Consider the following 20,882-nt stretch of genomic DNA (forward strand, 5'->3'; position numbering starts at 1 on the left):
AACCTAAATTACAGTTTCTTCGCTTTTTCTACGGCTTCTTCGATAGCGCCGACCATGTAGAACGCCTGCTCTGGCAGGTGGTCGAATTCGCCTTCCATGATGCCTTTGAAGCCACGGATGGTGTCTTTCAGGGTGACGTACTTACCTGGAGAACCGGTGAAGACTTCAGCAACGAAGAACGGCTGAGACAGGAAGCGCTGAATCTTACGCGCACGTGCCACCAACAGTTTGTCTTCTTCAGACAGCTCGTCCATACCCAGGATAGCGATGATGTCTTTCAGTTCCTGGTAACGCTGCAGCAGAGACTGCACGCCACGCGCAACATCATAGTGCTCCTGACCCACGATCAGTGGATCCAGCTGACGGCTGGTAGAATCCAGCGGGTCAACGGCTGGGTAGATACCCAGAGAGGCGATCTGACGGCTCAGCGTAACGGTTGAGTCTAAGTGAGCAAAGGTGGTTGCTGGTGACGGGTCAGTCAAGTCATCCGCAGGAACGTAAACGGCCTGTACAGAGGTGATTGAACCGGTCTTCGTGGAGGTAATACGCTCCTGCAACACACCCATCTCTTCTGCCAGCGTTGGCTGATAGCCTACCGCAGATGGCATACGACCCAGCAGTGCTGATACTTCAGTACCGGCCAGGGTGTAACGATAGATGTTGTCGATGAACAGCAGAACGTCACGGCCTTCATCACGGAATTTTTCCGCCATGGTCAAACCGGTCAGTGCTACGCGCAGACGGTTACCCGGCGGCTCGTTCATCTGGCCATACACCAGCGCTACTTTATCGATAACGTTGGAGTCAGTCATTTCGTGGTAGAAGTCGTTACCCTCACGAGTACGCTCACCCACACCAGCAAATACCGAATAACCTGAGTGCTCAGCCGCGATGTTACGGATCAGCTCCATCATGTTTACGGTTTTACCTACACCCGCACCACCGAACAAACCAACTTTACCGCCCTTAGCGAACGGACACATCAGGTCGATAACCTTGATGCCGGTTTCCAGCAGTTCCTGCGAGTTAGACTGATCTTCATACGAAGGTGCTGCACGGTGAATAGAGGAAACCTCTACTACAGTGCCGTCGTCATTCTGCAGGTCGCCTTTCATGTCGATTGGCTCACCCAATACGTTCATGATACGGCCGAGGGTTGCTTTACCAACCGGAACCTGGATAGGTTTTTTCAGGTCGGTAACTTCCAGACCGCGCTTCAGGCCGTCAGAAGTACCCATGGCGATGGTACGAACCACGCCACCACCCAGCTGCTGCTGAACTTCCAGCACCAGACGAGCATCACCATTTTTCACCTCGAGAGCGCTGTATACCTGCGGTACCGCGTCCTGAGGGAATTCGACGTCAACTACGGCGCCGATAATCTGGACAATCTTTCCAGCTGCCATCTTGAATCCTCTACCTAATACGAAAATACCCAGCCGCGCTCGCGCGACAGGATATATGCCTGGTTAAACCGCGGAGGCTCCCGAGACGATCTCGGTAAGTTCCTGGGTGATGCTGGCCTGACGAGCTTTGTTGTAAACCAACTGCAGCTCTTTGATCAGGTTTCCGCCGTTGTCGGTTGCAGCTTTCATTGCAACCATACGTGCGGCCTGCTCACTGGCCAGGTTTTCCACCACACCCTGATAAACCTGCGATTCGACGTAACGACGCAGCAGGGTATCCAGCAGCGCTTTCGGATCGGGTTCGTACAGGTAATCCCAGGTCTTCGCCTTCATCTCTTCTTCACCTTCCGCTGGCGGTAACGGCAGCAGTTGGGTAATGGTCGGAGTCTGAGACATGGTGTTGTTAAACTTGTTGGCAACGATATACAGCTTGTCGATGCGACCTTCATCGTAGGCCTGCAACATCACTTTTACCGGGCCGATCAAATCAGACAGTGCAGGCTTATCGCCCATACCGGTGACTTGTGCCACGATGTTGCCACCTACAGAGCCGAAGAATGAATTGCCTTTCGAACCGATAACAGCCAGATCGCTCTGTACGCCTTTATCCGCCCAGCTTTTCATATCTGCCAGCAATTTTTTGAACAGGTTAATGTTCAAACCACCACAAAGCCCGCGGTCAGTCGAAACGACCAGGTAGCCGACGCGCTTAACGTCACGCTCATCCAGGTAAGGGTGCTTGTATTCCAGATTACCCAAGGCAAGGTGACCAATCACTTTGCGCATGGTATCTGCATACGGACGGCTGGCCGCCATGCGTTCCTGCGTTTTACGCATTTTGGAGGCGGCGACCATTTCCATCGCTTTGGTGATCTTCTGCGTATTTTTTACGCTTCCGATCTTACTACGTATTTCTTTTGCGCCGGCCATTAGCTTCTCCTCAAAGCCTTGCGGCCTGCCTTTTCAGACAAGCCGCCAGACATTACCAGGACTGGGTTGCTTTAAACGTTTCGAGGAGGCCTTTCAGCTTCTCTTCGATTTCGTTATTGAAGTTACCCGCTTGGTTGATTTCAGCCATCAGCTCAGCGTGATCGCGATCCGCGAACGCCAGCAGAGCGGCTTCGAAGCTGCCGACTTTCGCCAGTTCAACATCGTTCAGATAGCCGCGCTCAGCAGCAAACAGCACCAGACCCTGTTGCGCGACTGACATCGGCGCATACTGTTTCTGTTTCAGCAGCTCGGTCACTTTCTGACCGTGGCTCAGCTGTTTGCGCGTTGCATCGTCCAGATCGGAAGCGAACTGAGAGAACGCAGCCAGTTCACGATACTGTGCCAGCGCGGTACGAATACCACCGGACAGTTTCTTGATGATCTTGGTCTGTGCAGCACCACCAACACGGGATACCGAAATACCCGGGTTAACGGCTGGACGAATACCGGAGTTGAACAGGTTAGATTCCAGGAAGATCTGACCATCAGTAATCGAGATTACGTTGGTCGGAACGAACGCAGAAACGTCACCCGCCTGAGTTTCGATGATTGGCAGTGCGGTCAGAGAACCGGTCTGGCCTTTCACTTCACCGTTGGTGAAGCGCTCAACGTAGTCAGCGCTAACGCGTGATGCACGCTCCAGCAGACGAGAGTGGAGATAGAACACGTCACCAGGGAATGCTTCACGACCTGGTGGACGGCGCAGCAGCAGAGAAATCTGACGGTAAGCAACAGCCTGCTTAGACAGGTCATCGTACACGATCAGTGCATCTTCACCGCGGTCACGGAAGTACTCACCCATCGCACAACCGGCGTACGGTGACAGGTACTGCAGTGCTGCAGATTCAGAAGCAGAAGCGACAACCACGATGGTGTTAGCCAGCGCGCCGTGCTCTTCCAGTTTGCGTACTACGTTAGAAATGGTTGACGCTTTCTGACCAATCGCAACGTAGACACACTTGATGCCTGAATCGCGCTGGTTAATGATGGCGTCGATTGCCATTGCAGTTTTACCGGTCTGACGGTCACCGATGATCAGCTCACGCTGGCCACGGCCGATTGGAATCATCGCATCGACAGATTTGTAACCGGTCTGAACAGGCTGGTCTACTGACTGACGGTCGATAACGCCCGGTGCAATCACTTCAACAGGCGAGAAGCCGTCGTTTTCGATTGCGCCTTTACCGTCGATCGGTGCACCCAGGGTGTTCACCACACGGCCCAGCAGGCCACGGCCAACTGGAACTTCTAAAATACGACCCGTACATTTTACTTTCATGCCTTCCGCGAGGTCAGCATACGGGCCCATCACTACTGCACCAACCGAGTCACGCTCGAGGTTCAGTGCGATAGCGTAACGGTTGCCCGGCAGGGCAATCATCTCACCCTGCATGACATCGGCCAGGCCGTGTACGCGGATGATACCGTCACTTACAGAAACAATAGTACCTTCGTTGTGAGCTTCACTCACGACATTGAACTGAGCAATGCGCTGCTTGATCAGTTCGCTGATTTCGGTGGAATTCAGTTGCATATGCTCCAGTCCCCTTAAGACTGCAAGACGTCTGCCAGACGATCAAGACGGCCGCGTACGCTGCCATCAATGACCAGGTCACCCGCACGGATAACCACACCTGCCATTACAGACTTATCAATTTTGCAATTCAGCTTAACTTTACGTGACAGACGTTTTTCCATCGCGGCGCTGATTTTAGTCAGCTGACTGTCACTCAGCGTGCTGGCAGAAATCACATCAACTTCGGCTGTCGCTTCATAAGCGTCACGCAGTTGAATGTACTGAGCCAGTACGGCTGGAAGCGCTGTCAAACGTCCGTTTTCGGCCATTACCTTAATCAGGTTCTGGGCGTTTTCATCAAGTTGATCGCCACAAACTGCAATGAAAGAAGCAGACAAAGCTTCCGGTGCGAGCGCACCGGAAAGAAGATCTGCGATCTGTTCGTTGCGAGCCACTTCTGCGGCAAACGCCAGCATTGATTGCCAGCGATCGATGCTTTGATGCTCAACAGCAAAGTCAAAAGCTGCTTTGGCGTAGGGGCGAGCTACAGTAATCAGATCAGACATCAGCCCCTCCCTCCTTACAGTTCAGCGACCAGTTTATCAACGATGTCGCTGTTAGCAGCTTCATCCACGGAACGTTCGATGATTTTCTCGGCGCCAGCTAATGCCAGCAACGCGACTTGCTTACGCAGCTCTTCACGGGCACGCGAACGCTCGGCATCAATTTCTGCCTGCGCCTGCGCCACGATGCGGTTACGTTCAGTCTCAGCTTCGGTTTTCGCTTCGTCCAGAATCTGGGCACGGCGTTTGTTCGCCTGCTCGATAATGACCTGAGCGTCTTCTTTCGCTTTTTTCAGCTGGTCGGTCGCATTGGCCTGCGCGAGATCTAAATCTTTCTTCGCGCGCTCAGCAGAAGCAAGGCCTTCAGCAATTTCTTTCTGGCGCTTTTCGATGGCAGCCATAATCGGCGGCCATACGTACTTCATGCAGAACGCGACAAACAGAATGAACGCGATGGCCTGGCCGAGGATTGTTGCATTAATGTTCACAGCACAATGCCTCTTATTAAGTTAACTTGCTCTGCCGCTATCAGAGATAAACGGCAGAATCCGTCCCTCATCACACCAGGTGCCATGAGTGAACAAGGCTACCAGGTTTAAGCGACAGCAAACATCACGTAGAGACCCAGACCTACAGCGATCATCGGGATTGCATCCACCAGACCCATTACAACAAAGAACTGCGTACGCAGCAGAGGGATCAGATCCGGTTGACGCGCGGCGCCTTCCAGGAATTTACCTCCGAGGATGCCGATACCGATCGCAGCACCGATTGCCGCCAGGCCCATCATCACAGCGGCAGCCATGTACAGCAGATCCATATTCAGGTTTTCCATGACAGTCTCCAGTTTGTTTCAGTTAAAAGCTTAAGTGTTGAGATAAAAATCAATGTTCTTCAGATGCCATCGACAGATAGACGATCGTGAGGACCATGAAAATGAAAGCCTGCAGCGAAATGATCAGGATGTGGAAAATGGCCCAAGGCACATTCAACAACCACTGCGACCACCACGGCAGCAAGCCGGCAATCAGGATAAAGATCAACTCACCCGCATACATGTTGCCGAACAGTCGCAGACCCAGTGAAACAGGCTTGGACAGCAGGCTAACACCTTCAAGAATCAGGTTAATGGGGATGAAGATCGGGTGATTAAAAGGCTGCAGCGTCAACTCTTTGGTGAAGCCGCCAATGCCTTTCATTTTGATGCTGTAGAACAGAATCAAAATAAATACGCCCAGCGCCATAGACAGCGTGATGTTCACGTCTGCAGACGGCACGACGCGCAGCGCCGGCAGGCCTAAATAGTGCTCGCCGATAAACGGCAGCAAATCGATAGGCAGCAGATCCATGAAGTTCATCAGGAAGACCCAGACGAAAATCGTCAGAGCCAGCGGGGCGATAAGTTTGCTTTTACCGTGGTACATGTCGCGCACGTTGTTATCAACGAAGCCGACAACCAGTTCGATAGCCGCTTGTAATTTCCCTGGAACACCGCTGGTAGCGCTTTTCGCCACTTTGCGGAACAACACCAGGAAAATCAGTCCCAGCACCACAGAGAAAAACATGGAATCGATATTTAATACCCAGAACGTCGCGGGAGCGTCGTGCGGATTCACCAACTCGAAAGTACGCAGGTCCAACTGAAGGTTATTCAGGTGGTGACCTATGTATTCTTGCGGAGTAGAGATTTCTCCAGCAGCCATGATGCCTCTTACCCTTTGTTGTTAATTACAGCCGGAGCGACGATCTGCACCACCAGCACCGATAACCACGTGATTGCGAGTGGCCAGAAGACCGCTCCAAACACACCCAACGCCACCGCGAGGAAAATGACGGTTGTGAACACCTTCAACACTTCACCAAGGGCGAAGCTCCAGGCAACACGTCCTTTCGCAGGCGTTTGATCCTGCAGGCGCCAGGCCAAAAACATAAACAACACGTTCGGCAGCCAGGCTGCCACGCCACCCGCGATGGCGGAGGCGCCCCAGGTAACCTCTTTCAGGGTAAAGAGCGCACCGATGGTGACAAAGGTCACCAGCTGAATGATCAGCACGGCCCGGGCTAATTTCACACTGTAAAGAGACACTGACATGACGCTGAACTCTCCTGCCCCGAACGGGGTATGTCGCGTGTCGTATAAGACTGCCTTTACTCATTTGAGTCAAGCAGCAAAAGCCGTGCAAATTATACGGGCGCCACCTGCGATTTCAATCGGTAAGTAGCGAAAAGGTGAACAATTATTTAAATTTCTTTCTGAAGGGCTATTTTTCAAAACATCGTCTTCAGGCAATGTCTGACTTTAAGTCTGAAAATGCCCGACCGACTTGCTTTTAAAGCGTGCTTTAGATCACATAATAAACAAGGAATGCCTGACTGAATTTGTTTCAGACAAGATTTATAGAATTTCAAAATCGACTAAAACACTAATAAATCAGAGATTTAGATTTTTTATTTAACTGTCGCACTTCGATTTTCGAGAAAAACACTCTATTGACATCATGCGCTGCAATAAAAACGCAAAACTGATATTACGTACGCCAATTTATTGCAAAGTTATATTTTCACCAGTGATTATTTGGTTGGGTAAATACACCCAAAAAAGTGATCTCCGTGATAATGAAATGTGAATTATTCGTTAAATGTAACAGAGATTTTCGGATAATTTCCGCCGGGGATGTTAACTCGCGCGCCCTGCCCTGCGAAATAAAAGCTTTTACCTAAAAGTGTTCAATCGCTGCTTTTTCGTTCAGGGCAATAACTAAGACAAACGGCATGAAGCAGCTTAAATCCATACCGTTTAAAAGGCTATTGGCGGGTAATCACCACCAAATGACGTTCACCATCCAGCTCGGGTACCTGCAGCGGTTGAATTTTTTCCACCGTAAAGCCAGCGGGTAATGCAGCAATCTCATCATCCGGACGCACACCTTTCAGGGCATAAAAGCGACCTTCAGGACCCGGCAGATGATGACACCAGGTCAGCATATCCTCGAGTGAAGCAAATGCACGACTGATAACACCGTCGAATGGCGGCTCAGACGGGTACTCTTCAACGCGGCTCTGCACCGGCGTGACGTTAGTAAGTCCTAACTCATGCTGCACCTGACGCAGGAAACGCACGCGTTTGCCGAGGCTATCCAGCAAGGTGAAATGCGATTGCGGTCGCACAATGGCCAGCGGAATGCCTGGTAAGCCCGGACCGGTGCCGACATCAATAAAGCGTTCGCCCTGCAAATGTGGCTCAACCACCACGCTGTCGAGAATATGGCGTACCAGCATCTGCTGCGGGTCGCGCACTGATGTCAGGTTATAGGCCTTATTCCACTTATGCAGCAACTCAACATAGCCAACCAACTGCTGTTTTTGTTGATCGGTAAGGGAAATGTTTGCCGCTTTTAGCAGCGAGGAGAGTTTGTTGATCACAACGAGAATTCCATTAACGGGGGCGAGTTGCCTCGCCCCAAAGTCGATCAGGCGCTTTTACGTAGCAGGCCCTGTTTTTTCAGGTAAATCAGCAGAATTGAGATTGCGGCAGGCGTGATGCCCGAAATACGAGAAGCTTGGCCGATGGAAGTCGGTTTGTGATCGTTGAGTTTGGCGATCACTTCATTCGACAAGCCATTTACCTGACGATAGTCGAGCTCGACAGGCAACAAGGTGTTTTCATTGCGCAGCTGGCGATCAATCTCTTCCTGCTGACGCGCAATGTACCCTTCGTATTTCACCTGAATCTCCACCTGCTCAGCAGCTTGCTCATCTGACAGTGCCGGACCGTAGCTGGCGAGTGACGTCAGCAGCGGATAGGTCATCTCTGGACGACGCAGCAGATCTTCACCGCTGGCTTCTTTGGTGAGCGGCGCACTGATCACCGCGTTCACTTCCGCCACGTTATCCGATTTTGGATGCACCCACAGATCGCGCAGGCGTTGACGCTCCTGCTCAATCGCCTCCAGTTTCTGGTTGTAGCGCGCCCAGCGGTCATCATCAACCAGACCGAGTTCGCGACCGGCTTCGGTCAAACGCAGATCGGCGTTGTCTTCGCGCAGCATCAGGCGGTATTCCGCGCGTGATGTAAACATGCGGTACGGCTCTTTCGTGCCCAATGTGCACAAATCATCAACCAGCACACCAAGGTAAGCCTGATCGCGACGTGGCGCCCAGCCCTCTTTGTCGGCGGAAGCGCGTGCTGCATTGAGGCCGGCCAGCAAACCTTGCGCTGCCGCTTCTTCGTAGCCAGTGGTGCCGTTGATCTGGCCGGCAAAGAACAGACCGTGGATAAATTTGCTTTCCAGCGTCGGTTTGAGATCGCGTGGATCGAAGAAATCATACTCGATGGCGTAACCCGGACGGATGATCTTCGCATTTTCCAGTCCTTTCATCGAACGTACGATCTGCATCTGTACGTCAAACGGCAGGCTGGTGGAGATACCATTCGGGTAGATCTCGTTGCTGGTCAGGCCTTCCGGCTCCAGGAAGATCTGGTGCGCATTACGATCGGCAAAGCGCATCACTTTGTCTTCGATCGATGGGCAATAACGTGGACCAATACCTTCGATGATCCCGGCATACATCGGGCTGCGATCAAGGTTGTTGCGGATCACGTCATGCGTCTGTTCGTTGGTGTAAGTGATCCAGCATGGCACTTGTTGTGGATGTTGTGAAACTTTGCCCATGAACGAGAACACCGGCATCGGATTATCACCGTGCTGCGGTGTCAGCACCGAAAAATCAATCGAGCGTGCGTCGATACGTGGCGGCGTACCGGTTTTCAGACGGTTTACGCGCAGCGGCAGTGCACGCAGGCGTTTTGCCAATGGGATTGATGGCGGATCGCCTGCACGGCCACCGCTGTAGTTATCCAGCCCGATGTGGATTTTGCCATCGAGGAAGGTCCCGACGGTCAGCACCACGGTTTTGGCGCGGAACTTCAGGCCCATTTGCGTCACAGCACCGACGACACGATCGTTTTCCACAATCAGATCGTCAACCGCCTGCTGGAAGATCATCAGGTTTGGCTGGTTCTCTAATGCGGTGCGTACCGCCTGGCGATACAGTACACGGTCAGCCTGAGCACGAGTGGCGCGAACGGCGGGGCCTTTACTCGCGTTTAGTATCCTAAACTGGATACCTGCCTGGTCAATTGCCGTGGCCATCAAACCGCCTAAGGCATCCACTTCCTTCACCAGATGTCCTTTCCCGATGCCACCGATCGCCGGGTTACAGGACATTTGTCCAAGCGTATCAATGTTATGGGTGAGTAACAGGGTTTGCTGACCCATTCGGGCTGCGGCCATCGCGGCCTCTGTGCCCGCATGACCACCACCGATTACGATGACGTCAAAAGGATCTGGATAAAACATGAAGTGGGTCCTCGTTAGTGTTTCGGACAGGGATCGTTGCCCTGGGCGGTGGATTCTACTGAAATAATGTCGGCGGCGAAAGTCGCGGGATCCCGAGGTTTAAAAGAAAGGATCTTAAGTCTTTTATATGATCTTTCTGTTAGATCTACTATTAGGATCGCATCCGGCTGTTGATAACCCCAAAAAGTGCAGGCTAAACAGCAAATTAGCGATGATCATTAGCTGTGAATGATCGGTGATCCTGATCCGTATAAGCTGGGATCAAAATGGCTACTTATGCACAGCCTAAAAAAGAAACAGGCGTTGTTCTTTGGATAACTACTGGTTATACGCATGAAACAGGCCATGTTATCCACAGTCGATCGCGGGTTTAAGGTAAAAAAACAGCGCAATCAACTGGGGATCATTCTATTTTCCCGATCCCCAGCCACTAAAGATCGTTTTAAATCTGCGTTTTCCATGTGGCGACCCACACTTCGGCCGCGTCTTCCGGGATCTCATGCTCCAGCACGTCGATCTCCAGGCGATCGCCAATGCGTTTGGCGCCCAACTGGTTCAATTGCTCTTCCAGCAGTTTGATCGCGCCGCAGAAAAGATCGTATTCATGATTACCAATGCCGACTGCGCCATAACGTAAGCCAGAGAGGTCCGGTTTTGTTTCCTGCAGTGCTTCATATAAAGGAAGCAAATTATCAGGCAGTTCACCGGCACCGTGCGTGGAGGTAACGATCAGCCAAATCCCTTCCGGTTGCAGCTCATCCAGCTCTGGGCCATGCAGCACCTCGGTTGAGAAGCCCGCTTCCTGCAGTTTTTCTTCCAGATGTTCAGCAACATATTCGGCGCTGCCAAGGGTACTTCCACTGATTAACGTAATATCGGCCATGATGCTCTCCCGCACTAAAGGCGAGCATTGTACGCTGTGATCAAGCCGTGATCCACCTGTGGAAAACAGGGTTAATAGTAGAAAGCATCAGGCGGCAAGTCGCGCCATACGCGCGATCTGCCGGGGATAAGTTTGTGCACAGATTAGAGAGGGGTTACGGCTTAATGGTGCGCATGATCGGGTTTTGCAGGGAGATCAGGGTTTCGGTGGACTGAATTTCGTCGATGGTCTGGATCTTGTTGATCAACACCTGTTGCAAGGCATCGATTGATCGGCACATCACTTTGATAAAGATGCTGTAGTGGCCGGTGGTATACCAGGCTTCCACCACTTCATCCAGCGCGTCGAGTTTGCTCAGAGCCGCCGGATAATCGCGCGCGCTTTTAAGGATAATGCCGATAAAGCAGCACACATCGAAGCCGAGCTGACGCGGATCGATCTCCACGCGCGTGCCCAAAATAATACCCGCCTGACGCATCTTCTCCACCCGCACATGAATGGTGCCGGGGCTGACGTTGAACTGCTTGGCGAGCTCGGCATAGGCGGTACGCGCATTCTGTAGCAGCGCATTCAGAATTCCGCGATCCAGGTTATCCAGCTGAAGGTGTTCCGCCATTGTCCATCCTCGTTGAGTTCTTCTTCTATGAATAGAGGAGAATGTGCAGCAAATTAGCGGTGCAGGCAAGGTGCAGACAACAGCCATGCCGTTGTCTGCCTGCTTTTTAGCGCTTACGCCAGAAGGTCACTTGCGCCTGCGTGTGCTGGAATTTGCGCGCCGTTTCGCGGATCACAAAGGGTACATCCTGCGGCGCTGCCACTTCGTCAAAGGCATCACGTAACAGACGCTGCAGCGCCTGATAGGTTGTCAGCGCTTCACCATTTTCGCGAACACCGCCCAGCCAGTTCTCTTTCGGCGTGAAATCTTCCAGCCAGGTATACGGCGATGACAGCACCAGCAAACCACCGGCGCGGATCATCGGCGTGACATCCTGCAGGAAACGTTTTGGCTGACGCAGACGATCGATCAGGTTAGAGGCCAGCACCAGATCGTAACGGTCCGGCTGCGGCTTCAGGTTACAGGCATCGCCCTGCACAAACTGAATACGCTGCGCTTGCTCAGCTTCCAGACCAAACTCTTTCAGCCGCACCTGACGATACTCCACCAGATCGCCCTCTTCAGGCACCACATAGCGGAAATCCTCACCGGAGGTCAGCTGCAGCGCAACATCAATAAAGCGCGCCGAGTAATCCATGCCCGTTACCGCCTCGAAGTGGCGCGCCAGTTCAAAGCTGGCCCGCCCGGTGGCGCAGCCGATATCCAGCGCCTGACCCCGCGCAGTACAGTGCGGCAGCAGTTTTTCCACCAGCGCAGCCGCGTAGTTGGGCACGTTGTAGTAGCTCGGCCCGTACTGGAAATCGAGATACTGCGACACCATGCTGTCGGTTTCATAAGGATTGAGCGTCATGCTCTCTTCATGGGAAGAAACGACATAGCGGAAACCGGCGTGCTGGAAGAAGTGACGACGGAAAGCGTAGCGCGCAGATTTCAGCGCTTCGTTGCCGGTGGAAATCCAGCTGCCACCTTTGATTAGCGCATGTTTGCCATCAAAGGTGGGTGTGGAGAAATCGTCGTAGAGCGGATGTACCTTAAAGCCTTCGAAACCGTTGGTTGGCGTCGTGGTCCACTGCCAGACGTTGCCGACGATGTCGTAAAACTCACCTTGTGCGAAGCGATCGACCGGGCTGGAGGAAGCCCAGTATGCCAGATTGATATTGCCCGGCGCTTCAGTCCAGTCCGGCTGATCGCCGCCAACTTGCTCACGCAGCTGCGCCCATTCGGCTTCGCAGGGAAGCTGAACAGATTTACCGGTCTCTTCCGCCAGCCAGCGACAAAACGCGGCGGCTTCCAGTTGATTCACTTCCGCCGGCCAATCCCACGGCATCGCCACTTCTTCGGCCAGCACGCGCAGTTTTAGCTGATCGGGCAGCTTTTCGTCACCGACCCAAAATGTCGGCATCTGCGCACCGGAAAATTCACGCCAGCCCCAACCTTCGTCATCCCACCAGCGGCGATTGTTATAACCGTCCGCCGCAATAAAACGATAAAACTCAGCATTGCTGACCAGCATTTTGCTGGCCTTAAACGGCTTCAGTTCGGTTTGCTGGCTACCGTATTCGTTATCCCAGCCATAAGTGTCGTCGGTTTTGCCCTGCTGCACACGGCCGCCGGGCATCGCGATCAGAGAATTTTCCGGTACCGATTGACGATCGTGACGCGCCTGCGGGCAAACTGGCCAGTGCGGCTGTGGCTTAACCCATTCAATCGGCAACTGGCGCATCAGCACGCTGGAGGTTTCCAGATGAATACGTTCGTGTTCGATGCCCATCAAAATCACCCACGCCGGGCTGTCCCAGTCGATCGGCAGTTCCAGCGGCATGGTGCGAATAAACTCACTCACCAGGCTTTTCACTTTGCCACGATAGTCGCGCACTTCTGCGATGGTCGGCCAGTCGTAATGGCTGTCGTTGAGATCGTCCCAACTCATCTCATCCACGCCGATCGCCATCATCGCCTCAATACGATCGTCAACGCGTTGATCGAGGTAGCGGCCCGCCATCAGCTTATTAATGTAGAAGGTTGCGGTGTGGCCAAAATAGAAGATCAGCGGATGGCGCAGCGAAATGGCTTTGTTAAACCAGGCGCGCTCGTCCGCCAGGCAATCAAACAGGCTTTCATACAGTTCCCAGGTTTGGGTGAAGTACGCCAGCAGCTCGGCCCGTTTTTGTTCGGAGTGTTGGCCGGAAAGTTTCAGCGTACGGGTCGGTGCGGGAAGTTGGGCGGTCGTCACAAGGTGCTCCAGTTTGCTAAATGCTCGAACTTATCAATATAGCAAATTAGCATTTCCGCCAGATGAATTAGCGCTGCCAGCGGCGCAGCAGACGGCTTTTCAGGCCGGTATCGAAGCGCCAGATGTGATCGAAGATGCGCAGAATGCCGGGTTTGCCATGCAGCGACATTGCTACCGCGTGGAAGCGCTGTTGATGTTGGCGCTGACGCTGCTTAATGGTGCTGACGATGTCGTCCGGCAAACGCTGGGCAATAAAATCCGAAACGATCACCGCATCCGCTTCCTGCCACGCGCTGCCTTCCATGCGTTTCACCACCGCCGCAAGGCAGGCAGCGAGATCGGTACCGCCGCGAAAACGCTGGCTGAGGAAACGGATCGCCTGCTCAATGCCGTTATCAGCGGTGAGTTCATAACCGATCACTTCATGAGCAAACAGCATGATGTAGCAGCGGCGCTTATCCGCCAGCGCCACTTTCAGCAGCGCCAGGCAAAAGGCTTTGGCGCAGCGCTCATTGAAACCGCCCATCGATCCAGACGTATCAACGCAGACGATAAACGGGCCGCGCGGTTGCTCTTCATGCTGCTGGTGGCTGACCGGACTCATGGTGATTTTTTCGTGCCACGCATCGCCCTGTAGACGATAAGTCAGCAAGCGTTTCTCGACTAAACGCCGATAAAACTCCAGCTCTAACTCGCTAATGCTCAATGCCGCTAGCTCAGGTGGCAACAGACGCAGCACATCATCGCTTTGATGAATGCCGCTGACTTCTTCCGGTACGTTATCCGGTTCGCGCACCAGCTGGTGAAACGCTTCCAGCGGCGCATCCTGCGACGGCACCGATTTGGCCTCGCGGCTGCGACCCAGCTGCTGCGCCAGCTTCATCAATTCCGGCTGCTGGGCGAGGAAATCGCCGTACTGCACGATCAGTTCATAATCGCCGTGCTGCAGCGGCGCTTTGCTTAAATCCCACAGGCGTCCGGCGGCGGCTTCATCGTCATCGGTAAGAATCGGCGCCAGCTGACCGCTGATCGCCATGCGCTGCTGCAGCTCGGCCATCAAGCGTTCGCGCTGCTCTTCCAGAAGGGTTTCATTCAGCGTCAGCGTTTGCAGCGTCAGGCTGAGGCGCCAGCGTTGCAGGAACAAGGTGTGTTGCGCGTTGCTGAGCTGGTCGCTTTCAGCATTCAGCAGCAGTTTGCTGGCTTCTTCGATGAACGGCGACGGCAGGCTTTTCAGCTGCGTCATAATGTTGGGTAACTGCTGGGTGAAATGTTGCGTGCTGAGTAGCTGCATCTGTTGAAACAGCTGAAACTCCTGCGCCAGCGCTTCTGGCACCGGCGTGACTTTGATCTGCTCGGCGATCTCCGATCGCCAGCGCGGCAGATCGTGCATCATGGCTTGTTTCAGGCGGGGAAATTTCTCAAAGAACAGCGCCAGTTGCGGCGAGGCGAGCAGCGCGATAATCAGCTCTTCGATTAACTCGGTTTCGCCAATCGACAACAGCGCACTCAGCGTCTCCAGTGAGATCATTTTCTCGCCTGTTTCAGCTGTTCCGCGACATCCTGCAGGCTGGTTTCGATGCGTGCCAGCCAGTCATCGCTAATGAACAGACAGCGCTGATGCTGGCTGAACAGCGTGCGCTGCGCGCGCAGCTGGGTTTCCAGCGCGTCATATTCATCAGCGATCTCCTGCGGCATCTCGCTGCTGCTGCTGGCGCCCGGCAGCGTCAGACGCGTGGATTGCAGGCTGACATCGCGCAGCGTCAAACAGTGATGGGTATCCACCAGCATATCCAGCGTCTGACCAAAGCCGATGCCGTTCAGCTTGCCACGGATTTCACCGCCCTTCAGCAGCCACTGATCCAGCGCTTCGCGGCCAATCAGAATGTGCGTCACCTGCATGTCGTGCAGCATCAACGGTTGTTGCAGCATTAGCGTCAGTTGATCATCGGTGATGGCGGCGGGTAATTCGTAGTGCGGTTTGCGGCTGAACATGCCGCTGTGTTTCTCCAGCGTCAGCGCTTGCGCCACGCTTTGCTGCTGTTGCAGCGCCAGCCGGCGGCCTTTGATCTGCTGCAGCTTGTGTAGCAGCGCCTGTTGCTGCCACGCATGTTGCGACATCAGGGTATCGATTTCGCGATCCAGCATTTTCATCGACGCCACGTCATGCCACAGGCAATCTTTCAGCAGCACTAAGTCGATGGGCGCGATGGCCACGCGGCCGCTGTAAAAGGCGCTAGCCTGCAACAGGTGAATGGCTTTCTTCCAGCGACGATCGGAAATGTACGGCGCGTCCGGCAGCGTTTCTAACTGCTGACGAAGCTGATAGATCAGTTCAAACACGTGATCCGGTAAACTGACCTGGCTGATGCCTTTCTGCCACTGCTCATACTCTTCGTCGCTGATGCGCAACGATTCCGCCACCGGATTGTCGTTTTCATCCTGCTGGTGGGTGAGCATGCTGCGGAAATTCTGCTTCTCATGCACGTTATCCAGCCACAGGCGAATCAACATGCGGTCATACAGCGCTTCCAGGCCACTATCGGCTTCCGGCAATTCATTGGAAGCGGTAACCAGCAGGCGCATTGGGATTTTTTCTTCGCTGTCGCCATTGCGGAAGCGGCGTTCGTTGATGGCGGTCAACAAGGTATTAAGAATCGCCGGGCCGGCTTTCCAGATTTCGTCGAGGAAGACAATTTCGGCATCCGGCAGATAACCTTTGGTCAGACGCTGATAACGCCCTTCATCTTTCAATGCCTGAATCGACAGCGGGCCAAACACCTCTTCGGGGGTGGAAAAACGGGTCATCAGGTATTCAAATGCGCGGGCGTGCTGGAAGGCATATTTCAATCGGCGGGCAATCAGACTTTTGGCGATGCCCGGCGGCCCGAGCAGAAACACGCTTTCGCCACTTAAGGCAGCCAGCAAACAGAGGCGGATCGCATGATGGCGTTCATACAGCCCTTTTTCCAGAGCGTTGCTCAGGCGAGAAATTCTTTCTGCCAAAAGATGGGGTTGAGCCATAATCACATCATTATCCTTTTGATACTGGTGCCGTCATAGTCTGGCGAGCGCAATACTCTACTGATTATCATGCGCGATTGCGTTGATAGCCGTCAGCTTTTTTGTTTCAGAAGGTTGATGCGAGAAAACTCGCCGCTTCCAACGGTTTTTTGGCGCTATTTTCGGCGAAAAACCGCGTCACCGACGCGATGGTGACACTTTGTAAGAGTAGGTTTTTTTGGGAATATGTGCATACTGTGCGCTTTTTGATGGCTTGAGCGGAAGGCAAGCGCCTCCGGCTCCAACAAAAGACAACTTATGAGCTCGGATAAGAAACAGTCCCTTGGGGCAGTCACGCTGGCGGCAATTGGCGTGGTGTATGGCGATATCGGTACCAGCCCACTCTATACATTGCGTGAATGCCTCTCTGGTCAGTTTGGATTTGGCGTGGAGCGCGAAGCGGTTTTTGGCTTCCTGTCGCTGATTTTCTGGCTGCTGATTCTGGTGGTGTCGCTAAAGTACATCAGCTACGTGATGCGTGCAGATAACGCCGGTGAAGGCGGGATTTTAACGCTGATGTCGCTGGCCGGACGAAATACCGGCGCCAGAGCCACCGCGATACTGGTGATCATGGGCCTGATCGGCGGCAGCTTCTTCTACGGGGAAGTGGTGATCACGCCGGCGGTGTCGGTGCTATCGGCGATAGAAGGTCTGGAAATTGCCGCGCCGAGCCTCGATACCTACATCGTGCCGTTGGCGATTGCGGTGCTGACCTTGCTGTTTGTCATCCAGAAGCACGGCACCGGCATTGTCGGTAAGCTGTTCGCGCCGGTAATGCTGCTGTGGTTTATCATCCTCGCCGTATTGGGTGCGCGTAGCATCATTAATAATCCTGACGTGCTGCACGCCATGAATCCTTACTGGGCGCTGCACTTCTTTATTCAATACAAAAGTGTCTCTTTCTTCGCGCTAGGCGCGGTGGTGCTGGCGATTACCGGCGTGGAAGCGCTGTATGCCGATATGGGCCACTTCGGTAAATTCCCGATTCGTCTCGCCTGGTTTATCGTGGTGCTGCCTTCACTGGTGCTCAACTACTTTGGTCAGGGCGCGCTGCTGCTCAAACATCCTGAAGCGATCAAAAACCCGTTCTTCCTGCTTGCGCCGGATTGGATGCTGATCCCGATGTTGATTCTCGCCACCTTAGCCACAGTGATCGCCTCGCAAGCGGTGATTTCCGGCGTGTTCTCATTAACGCGTCAGGCAGTGCGTCTCGGCTATTTGCCGCCGATGCGCATTGTGCACACCTCAGAAGAGGAGTCCGGGCAGATCTATATTCCGGTGATTAACTGGCTGCTCTACTTCTCGGTGGTGATTGTGATTGTCGGCTTCGAGCACTCCAGCAATCTGGCGGCGGCTTATGGCATCGCGGTCACCGGCACCATGGTGCTGACCGCCATTCTCTGTTCTACCGTGGCGATTCAAAACTGGCACTGGAACCGCTATCTGGTGGTGCTGATTCTGATTGCCATGCTGATCATCGACGTGTCGCTGTTCTCCGCCAACCTGATCAAGGTGTTCTCCGGCGGTTGGCTGCCGCTGACGCTGGCGCTGATGATGTTCATCATCATGACTACCTGGAAAAGCGAGCGTTTCCGTCTGCTGCGTCGTATGCATGAGCACGGCAATTCACTGGAAGCGATGATTGCGTCGCTGGAGAAATCGCCGCCGGTACGCGTGCCGGGCACCGCGGTGTATATGTCGCGTGCGCTGAATGTGATTCCGTTTGCCATGCTGCATAACCTCAAGCACAACAAAGTGTTGCATGAGCGCGTGGTGCTGCTGACGCTGCGTACGGAAGATGCGCCTTACGTGCACAACGTCCGTCGTGTGACCATCGAACAGTTGTCGCCGACCTTCTGGCGCGTGGTGGCGAGTTACGGCTGGCGCGAAACGCCAAACGTCGAAGAGATTTTCCACCGCTGCGGTCTTGAAGGCCTGAACTGCCGCATGATGGAAACCTCCTTCTTTATGTCGCATGAATCGCTGATTATCGGCGATCGTCCGTGGTATCTGCGCCTGCGCGGCAAGCTGTTCCTCGCGCTGCAACGCAATGCGCTGCGCGCGCCCGATCAGTTTGAAATCCCACCGAACCGCGTGATCGAGCTGGGAACTCAGGTCGAGATTTAACGCTGTGCGCGTCACCAACTTAAGGTGACGCGCAATCCTCCGCTGGCGCGCTGGCTGAACTGCAAGCGAACGCCGTGCAGCTGGGCAATATTTTTCACGATGGAAAGCCCTAATCCGCTGCCGGTTTGCGCCTGTCCTGGCGGTCGCCAGAAGCGTTCACCCAACCTTATCAACTGCTCATCGCTGACGCCTGGCCCGTTATCATCAACGGTAATGGCGCGGGCATTGAGCTGCACATCAATAGTGCTGCCCGACGGCGAATAGCGCAGCGCGTTATCCAGCAGATTGCGCACCATCAACCCCAGCAACAGCGGATGACCGTTCATCACCGGTTCGGCGTGGCTGGTAAACTGCAAAGCGGTGTTTTGTTGTTCTGCCTGCGGGAAGTGCTCCGCCAGCAGGTTTTGCAGCAGCGGCGCCAGCGCCACCGGTTGAAACTCGCTGCGCAGATCGTCGGCTTCCACGCGTGACAGCGTTAAGAGCTGATCCACCAGACGCGTGGCACGCACGATGCCGCTATCCAGTTGTTGAATCGCCCGTTTGCGCATCGCCTCATCATCATCTGCCAGCTGAATCACTTCACTCTGCACGCGCAGTGCCGCCAGCGGGCTGCGCAGTTCATGGGCGGCATCGGAGGTAAAGCGACGTTCGCGCTGCACCAGATGCGCCATACGACTGAACAAACCGTTGAGCGCCACCACCAGCGGCTTCACCTCTTTAGGCAAGCGCGTGTCCGGCAATGGCGTGGCATCATCCGGCGCACGCTGATGCAGGGAAAGCGTGAGGCGTTTCAACGGGCGCAGCTCGAACCACACCAGCGCCAGCAGCAGCAGCAACATAAAGGGCATGGCAATCAGCCACGGCAGCAGGCTGCTGAGCGCCAGATCGCGCGTCATATCTTCGCGGTATTCCCATTCTTGCCCGACCACCACGCGATAGCGCTTATCCTCGGAGGTGAGCCACACCAGGCGCCAGCTGTCTTTATCGCCGCGCAGTCGTCCATCAACAAAGCCATCGCGCTGATGATCGAATTGCAGATCGCGACCGTTTTCGCCGTCGTTCAACAATGGTTGGCCTGCCGCGCTGAAAATGGCAAATGCCAGCGCATCATCATCCTGATCGCCGCGGTGATGGCGCAGAATCGCTTTGGTTTTCGGCAACGTCACGTCCTGCAGTGAGGTGGGATCAAGCGCTATCAGCCGTTTGGCGAACAGCATTTGCTGAGTATCAAACAGCTCGTTCACCGTATCGCGGGTTTGATGCCAGGCGCTGAGGCCGGCCAGGCCGCCGCACACTATAATCAGCAGCACAAAGCCGATGGCGAGGCGCAGAAACAGACTCATTCCGCCGCTCCCAGCGTATAACCGACGCCGTGTACGGTACGAATAAACTGGCTGCCGAGTTTCTTGCGCAGATGATGAATGTGCACTTCCACCGCATTGCTGGAGACATCTTCATCCCAGCTGTAGAGCTTCTCCTCCAGCTGACTGCGCGTCAGCACGCGGCCAGGATTACGCAGAAACAGTTCTAGCAGCGCCAGTTCGCGGCTCTTCAGGCTGACGGCTTCGCCATCGCACAGCACGCTGTGGCTGCCGGGCGCCATTACCACGTCGCCGTGTTTCAGTTCCGGCTGCAGTTGCCCGTGACGGCGACGGATTAGCGCCTGCAAGCGTGCCGCCACTTCTGTTAACGCAAACGGCTTACACAGGTAATCGTCGGCGCCGAGTTGTAATCCCTGGACGCGCTGATCGAGCGCATCGCGCGCGGTGAGGATCAGCACCGGCACATCGTGTCCTTGCTGGCGCCACTGACGCAGGATATCCAGACCATCGCGTTCGGGCAGCGACAGATCCAGCACCACCGCGTCCCAGGGCGCGGCGGTCAACGCCTGAAATCCGTCTTCACCGGAGACAAACCAATCCACGCTGAAACCGAGTTTGGTCAACCCGACTTTCAAACCGTCGCCAATCAGCGTGTCATCTTCAATCAGTAAAATGCGCATCAACTCTCCTTCTGTTAAGCGGAGTTATACGAAGCACAATTGCTCTTGTACAGCGAAAATCCCGTCAAATAGACTATTTTTCATGAATGTTAGCCAAACGGATTCTCTTAAGATCCTGTTAAGAAC

At 54.2% G+C, this 20,882-nt stretch carries 18 protein-coding genes; 1 reads left to right on the plus strand and 17 read right to left on the minus strand.

Going from position 1 to position 20,882, the window contains the following annotated elements; all coding sequences use genetic code 11:
* Positions 1-8 precede the first annotated feature (8 nt).
* From atpD to ravA, 15 genes are all read right to left on the minus strand, one after another.
* Positions 9-1,406, minus strand: coding sequence for a F0F1 ATP synthase subunit beta (atpD, locus tag K5Y33_RS20745; protein ID WP_008106718.1), 1,398 nt, complete (start codon positions 1,404-1,406; stop codon positions 9-11).
* A gap of 63 nt (positions 1,407-1,469) precedes the next feature.
* Complete coding sequence (atpG, locus tag K5Y33_RS20750) at positions 1,470-2,336, minus strand: F0F1 ATP synthase subunit gamma (RefSeq protein ID WP_101763910.1); 867 nt, start codon at positions 2,334-2,336, stop codon at positions 1,470-1,472.
* A gap of 52 nt (positions 2,337-2,388) precedes the next feature.
* Complete coding sequence (atpA, locus tag K5Y33_RS20755) at positions 2,389-3,930, minus strand: F0F1 ATP synthase subunit alpha (protein WP_008106721.1); 1,542 nt, start codon at positions 3,928-3,930, stop codon at positions 2,389-2,391.
* A 14-nt stretch (positions 3,931-3,944) separates the two neighbouring features.
* Complete coding sequence (atpH, locus tag K5Y33_RS20760; protein ID WP_008106723.1) at positions 3,945-4,478, minus strand: F0F1 ATP synthase subunit delta; 534 nt, start codon at positions 4,476-4,478, stop codon at positions 3,945-3,947.
* A 14-nt stretch (positions 4,479-4,492) separates the two neighbouring features.
* A complete protein-coding gene (gene atpF / locus K5Y33_RS20765; protein ID WP_007893603.1) occupies positions 4,493-4,963 on the minus strand; it encodes a F0F1 ATP synthase subunit B in 471 nt (156 codons plus the stop codon).
* 107 nt (positions 4,964-5,070) lie between these two features.
* Positions 5,071-5,310, minus strand: a complete 240-nt coding sequence (gene atpE / locus K5Y33_RS20770; RefSeq protein ID WP_003849523.1) for a F0F1 ATP synthase subunit C — start codon at positions 5,308-5,310, stop codon at positions 5,071-5,073.
* A gap of 49 nt (positions 5,311-5,359) precedes the next feature.
* Positions 5,360-6,178 carry a F0F1 ATP synthase subunit A gene (atpB, locus tag K5Y33_RS20775; RefSeq protein WP_007893608.1) on the minus strand — a complete coding sequence of 273 codons (819 nt, stop codon included), beginning with the start codon at positions 6,176-6,178 and terminating at the stop codon, positions 5,360-5,362.
* Positions 6,179-6,186: 8 nt separating this feature from the next.
* Positions 6,187-6,567, minus strand: a complete 381-nt coding sequence (gene atpI / locus K5Y33_RS20780) for a F0F1 ATP synthase subunit I (protein WP_222185617.1) — start codon at positions 6,565-6,567, stop codon at positions 6,187-6,189.
* A 713-nt stretch (positions 6,568-7,280) separates the two neighbouring features.
* The gene (rsmG, locus tag K5Y33_RS20785) at positions 7,281-7,898 is read right to left on the minus strand and encodes a 16S rRNA (guanine(527)-N(7))-methyltransferase RsmG (protein WP_110868235.1); all 618 of its coding nucleotides are present in this window, start codon (positions 7,896-7,898) and stop codon (positions 7,281-7,283) included.
* Between the two features lie 47 nt (positions 7,899-7,945).
* Complete coding sequence (gene mnmG / locus K5Y33_RS20790) at positions 7,946-9,835, minus strand: tRNA uridine-5-carboxymethylaminomethyl(34) synthesis enzyme MnmG (RefSeq protein ID WP_101763914.1); 1,890 nt, start codon at positions 9,833-9,835, stop codon at positions 7,946-7,948.
* Positions 9,836-10,277: 442 nt separating this feature from the next.
* On the minus strand, positions 10,278-10,718 hold the full coding sequence (gene mioC / locus K5Y33_RS20795; RefSeq protein ID WP_064738315.1) for an FMN-binding protein MioC: 441 nt from the start codon (positions 10,716-10,718) through the stop codon (positions 10,278-10,280).
* 154 nt (positions 10,719-10,872) lie between these two features.
* Positions 10,873-11,334, minus strand: a complete 462-nt coding sequence (asnC, locus tag K5Y33_RS20800; protein WP_008106733.1) for a transcriptional regulator AsnC — start codon at positions 11,332-11,334, stop codon at positions 10,873-10,875.
* A gap of 106 nt (positions 11,335-11,440) precedes the next feature.
* A complete protein-coding gene (ovoA, locus tag K5Y33_RS20805; protein ID WP_222235019.1) occupies positions 11,441-13,567 on the minus strand; it encodes a 5-histidylcysteine sulfoxide synthase in 2,127 nt (708 codons plus the stop codon).
* Between the two features lie 67 nt (positions 13,568-13,634).
* Positions 13,635-15,095, minus strand: a complete 1,461-nt coding sequence (viaA, locus tag K5Y33_RS20810) for an ATPase RavA stimulator ViaA (protein ID WP_222235020.1) — start codon at positions 15,093-15,095, stop codon at positions 13,635-13,637.
* Positions 15,092-16,588, minus strand: coding sequence for an ATPase RavA (ravA, locus tag K5Y33_RS20815; protein ID WP_137386815.1), 1,497 nt, complete (start codon positions 16,586-16,588; stop codon positions 15,092-15,094). Before ravA ends, viaA begins: the two co-directional genes overlap by 4 nt.
* A gap of 297 nt (positions 16,589-16,885) precedes the next feature.
* Between ravA and kup the strand changes: the two genes are divergently transcribed.
* The gene (gene kup / locus K5Y33_RS20820) at positions 16,886-18,754 is read left to right on the plus strand and encodes a low affinity potassium transporter Kup (protein ID WP_101763918.1); all 1,869 of its coding nucleotides are present in this window, start codon (positions 16,886-16,888) and stop codon (positions 18,752-18,754) included.
* An 11-nt stretch (positions 18,755-18,765) separates the two neighbouring features.
* On the opposite strand, the gene qseC is transcribed toward kup, so the two are convergent.
* Together qseC and qseB are read right to left on the minus strand one after the other, a co-directional pair.
* The gene (gene qseC, locus K5Y33_RS20825; protein ID WP_222235021.1) at positions 18,766-20,097 is read right to left on the minus strand and encodes a quorum sensing histidine kinase QseC; all 1,332 of its coding nucleotides are present in this window, start codon (positions 20,095-20,097) and stop codon (positions 18,766-18,768) included.
* Positions 20,094-20,756 (minus strand): quorum sensing response regulator transcription factor QseB, encoded by a 663-nt coding sequence (qseB, locus tag K5Y33_RS20830; RefSeq protein WP_222235022.1) that lies wholly within the window; start codon positions 20,754-20,756, stop codon positions 20,094-20,096. Before qseB ends, qseC begins: the two co-directional genes overlap by 4 nt.
* Positions 20,757-20,882: the final 126 nt, after the last annotated feature.

The organism is Pantoea sp. DY-17, assembly GCF_019795975.1.
Lineage (GTDB): Bacteria > Pseudomonadota > Gammaproteobacteria > Enterobacterales > Enterobacteriaceae > Pantoea > Pantoea leporis.

Bases quoted from the DNA above. Each gene is read 5' to 3' on its own strand.
- atpB (WP_007893608.1), bottom strand. From the start codon at position 6,178: ATGGCTGCTGGAGAAATCTCTACTCCGCAAGAATACATAGGTCACCAC.
- kup (WP_101763918.1), top strand. From the start codon at position 16,886: ATGAGCTCGGATAAGAAACAGTCCCTTGGGGCAGTCACGCTGGCGGCA.
- ravA (WP_137386815.1), bottom strand. From the start codon at position 16,588: ATGGCTCAACCCCATCTTTTGGCAGAAAGAATTTCTCGCCTGAGCAAC.
- atpG (WP_101763910.1), bottom strand. From the start codon at position 2,336: ATGGCCGGCGCAAAAGAAATACGTAGTAAGATCGGAAGCGTAAAAAAT.
- mnmG (WP_101763914.1), bottom strand. From the start codon at position 9,835: ATGTTTTATCCAGATCCTTTTGACGTCATCGTAATCGGTGGTGGTCAT.
- qseB (WP_222235022.1), bottom strand. From the start codon at position 20,756: ATGCGCATTTTACTGATTGAAGATGACACGCTGATTGGCGACGGTTTG.
- qseC (WP_222235021.1), bottom strand. From the start codon at position 20,097: ATGAGTCTGTTTCTGCGCCTCGCCATCGGCTTTGTGCTGCTGATTATA.
- atpE (WP_003849523.1), bottom strand. From the start codon at position 5,310: ATGGAAAACCTGAATATGGATCTGCTGTACATGGCTGCCGCTGTGATG.
- atpD (WP_008106718.1), bottom strand. From the start codon at position 1,406: ATGGCAGCTGGAAAGATTGTCCAGATTATCGGCGCCGTAGTTGACGTC.
- atpI (WP_222185617.1), bottom strand. From the start codon at position 6,567: ATGTCAGTGTCTCTTTACAGTGTGAAATTAGCCCGGGCCGTGCTGATC.
- mioC (WP_064738315.1), bottom strand. From the start codon at position 10,718: ATGGCCGATATTACGTTAATCAGTGGAAGTACCCTTGGCAGCGCCGAA.
- viaA (WP_222235020.1), bottom strand. From the start codon at position 15,095: ATGATCTCACTGGAGACGCTGAGTGCGCTGTTGTCGATTGGCGAAACC.
- asnC (WP_008106733.1), bottom strand. From the start codon at position 11,334: ATGGCGGAACACCTTCAGCTGGATAACCTGGATCGCGGAATTCTGAAT.
- atpH (WP_008106723.1), bottom strand. From the start codon at position 4,478: ATGTCTGATCTGATTACTGTAGCTCGCCCCTACGCCAAAGCAGCTTTT.
- atpA (WP_008106721.1), bottom strand. From the start codon at position 3,930: ATGCAACTGAATTCCACCGAAATCAGCGAACTGATCAAGCAGCGCATT.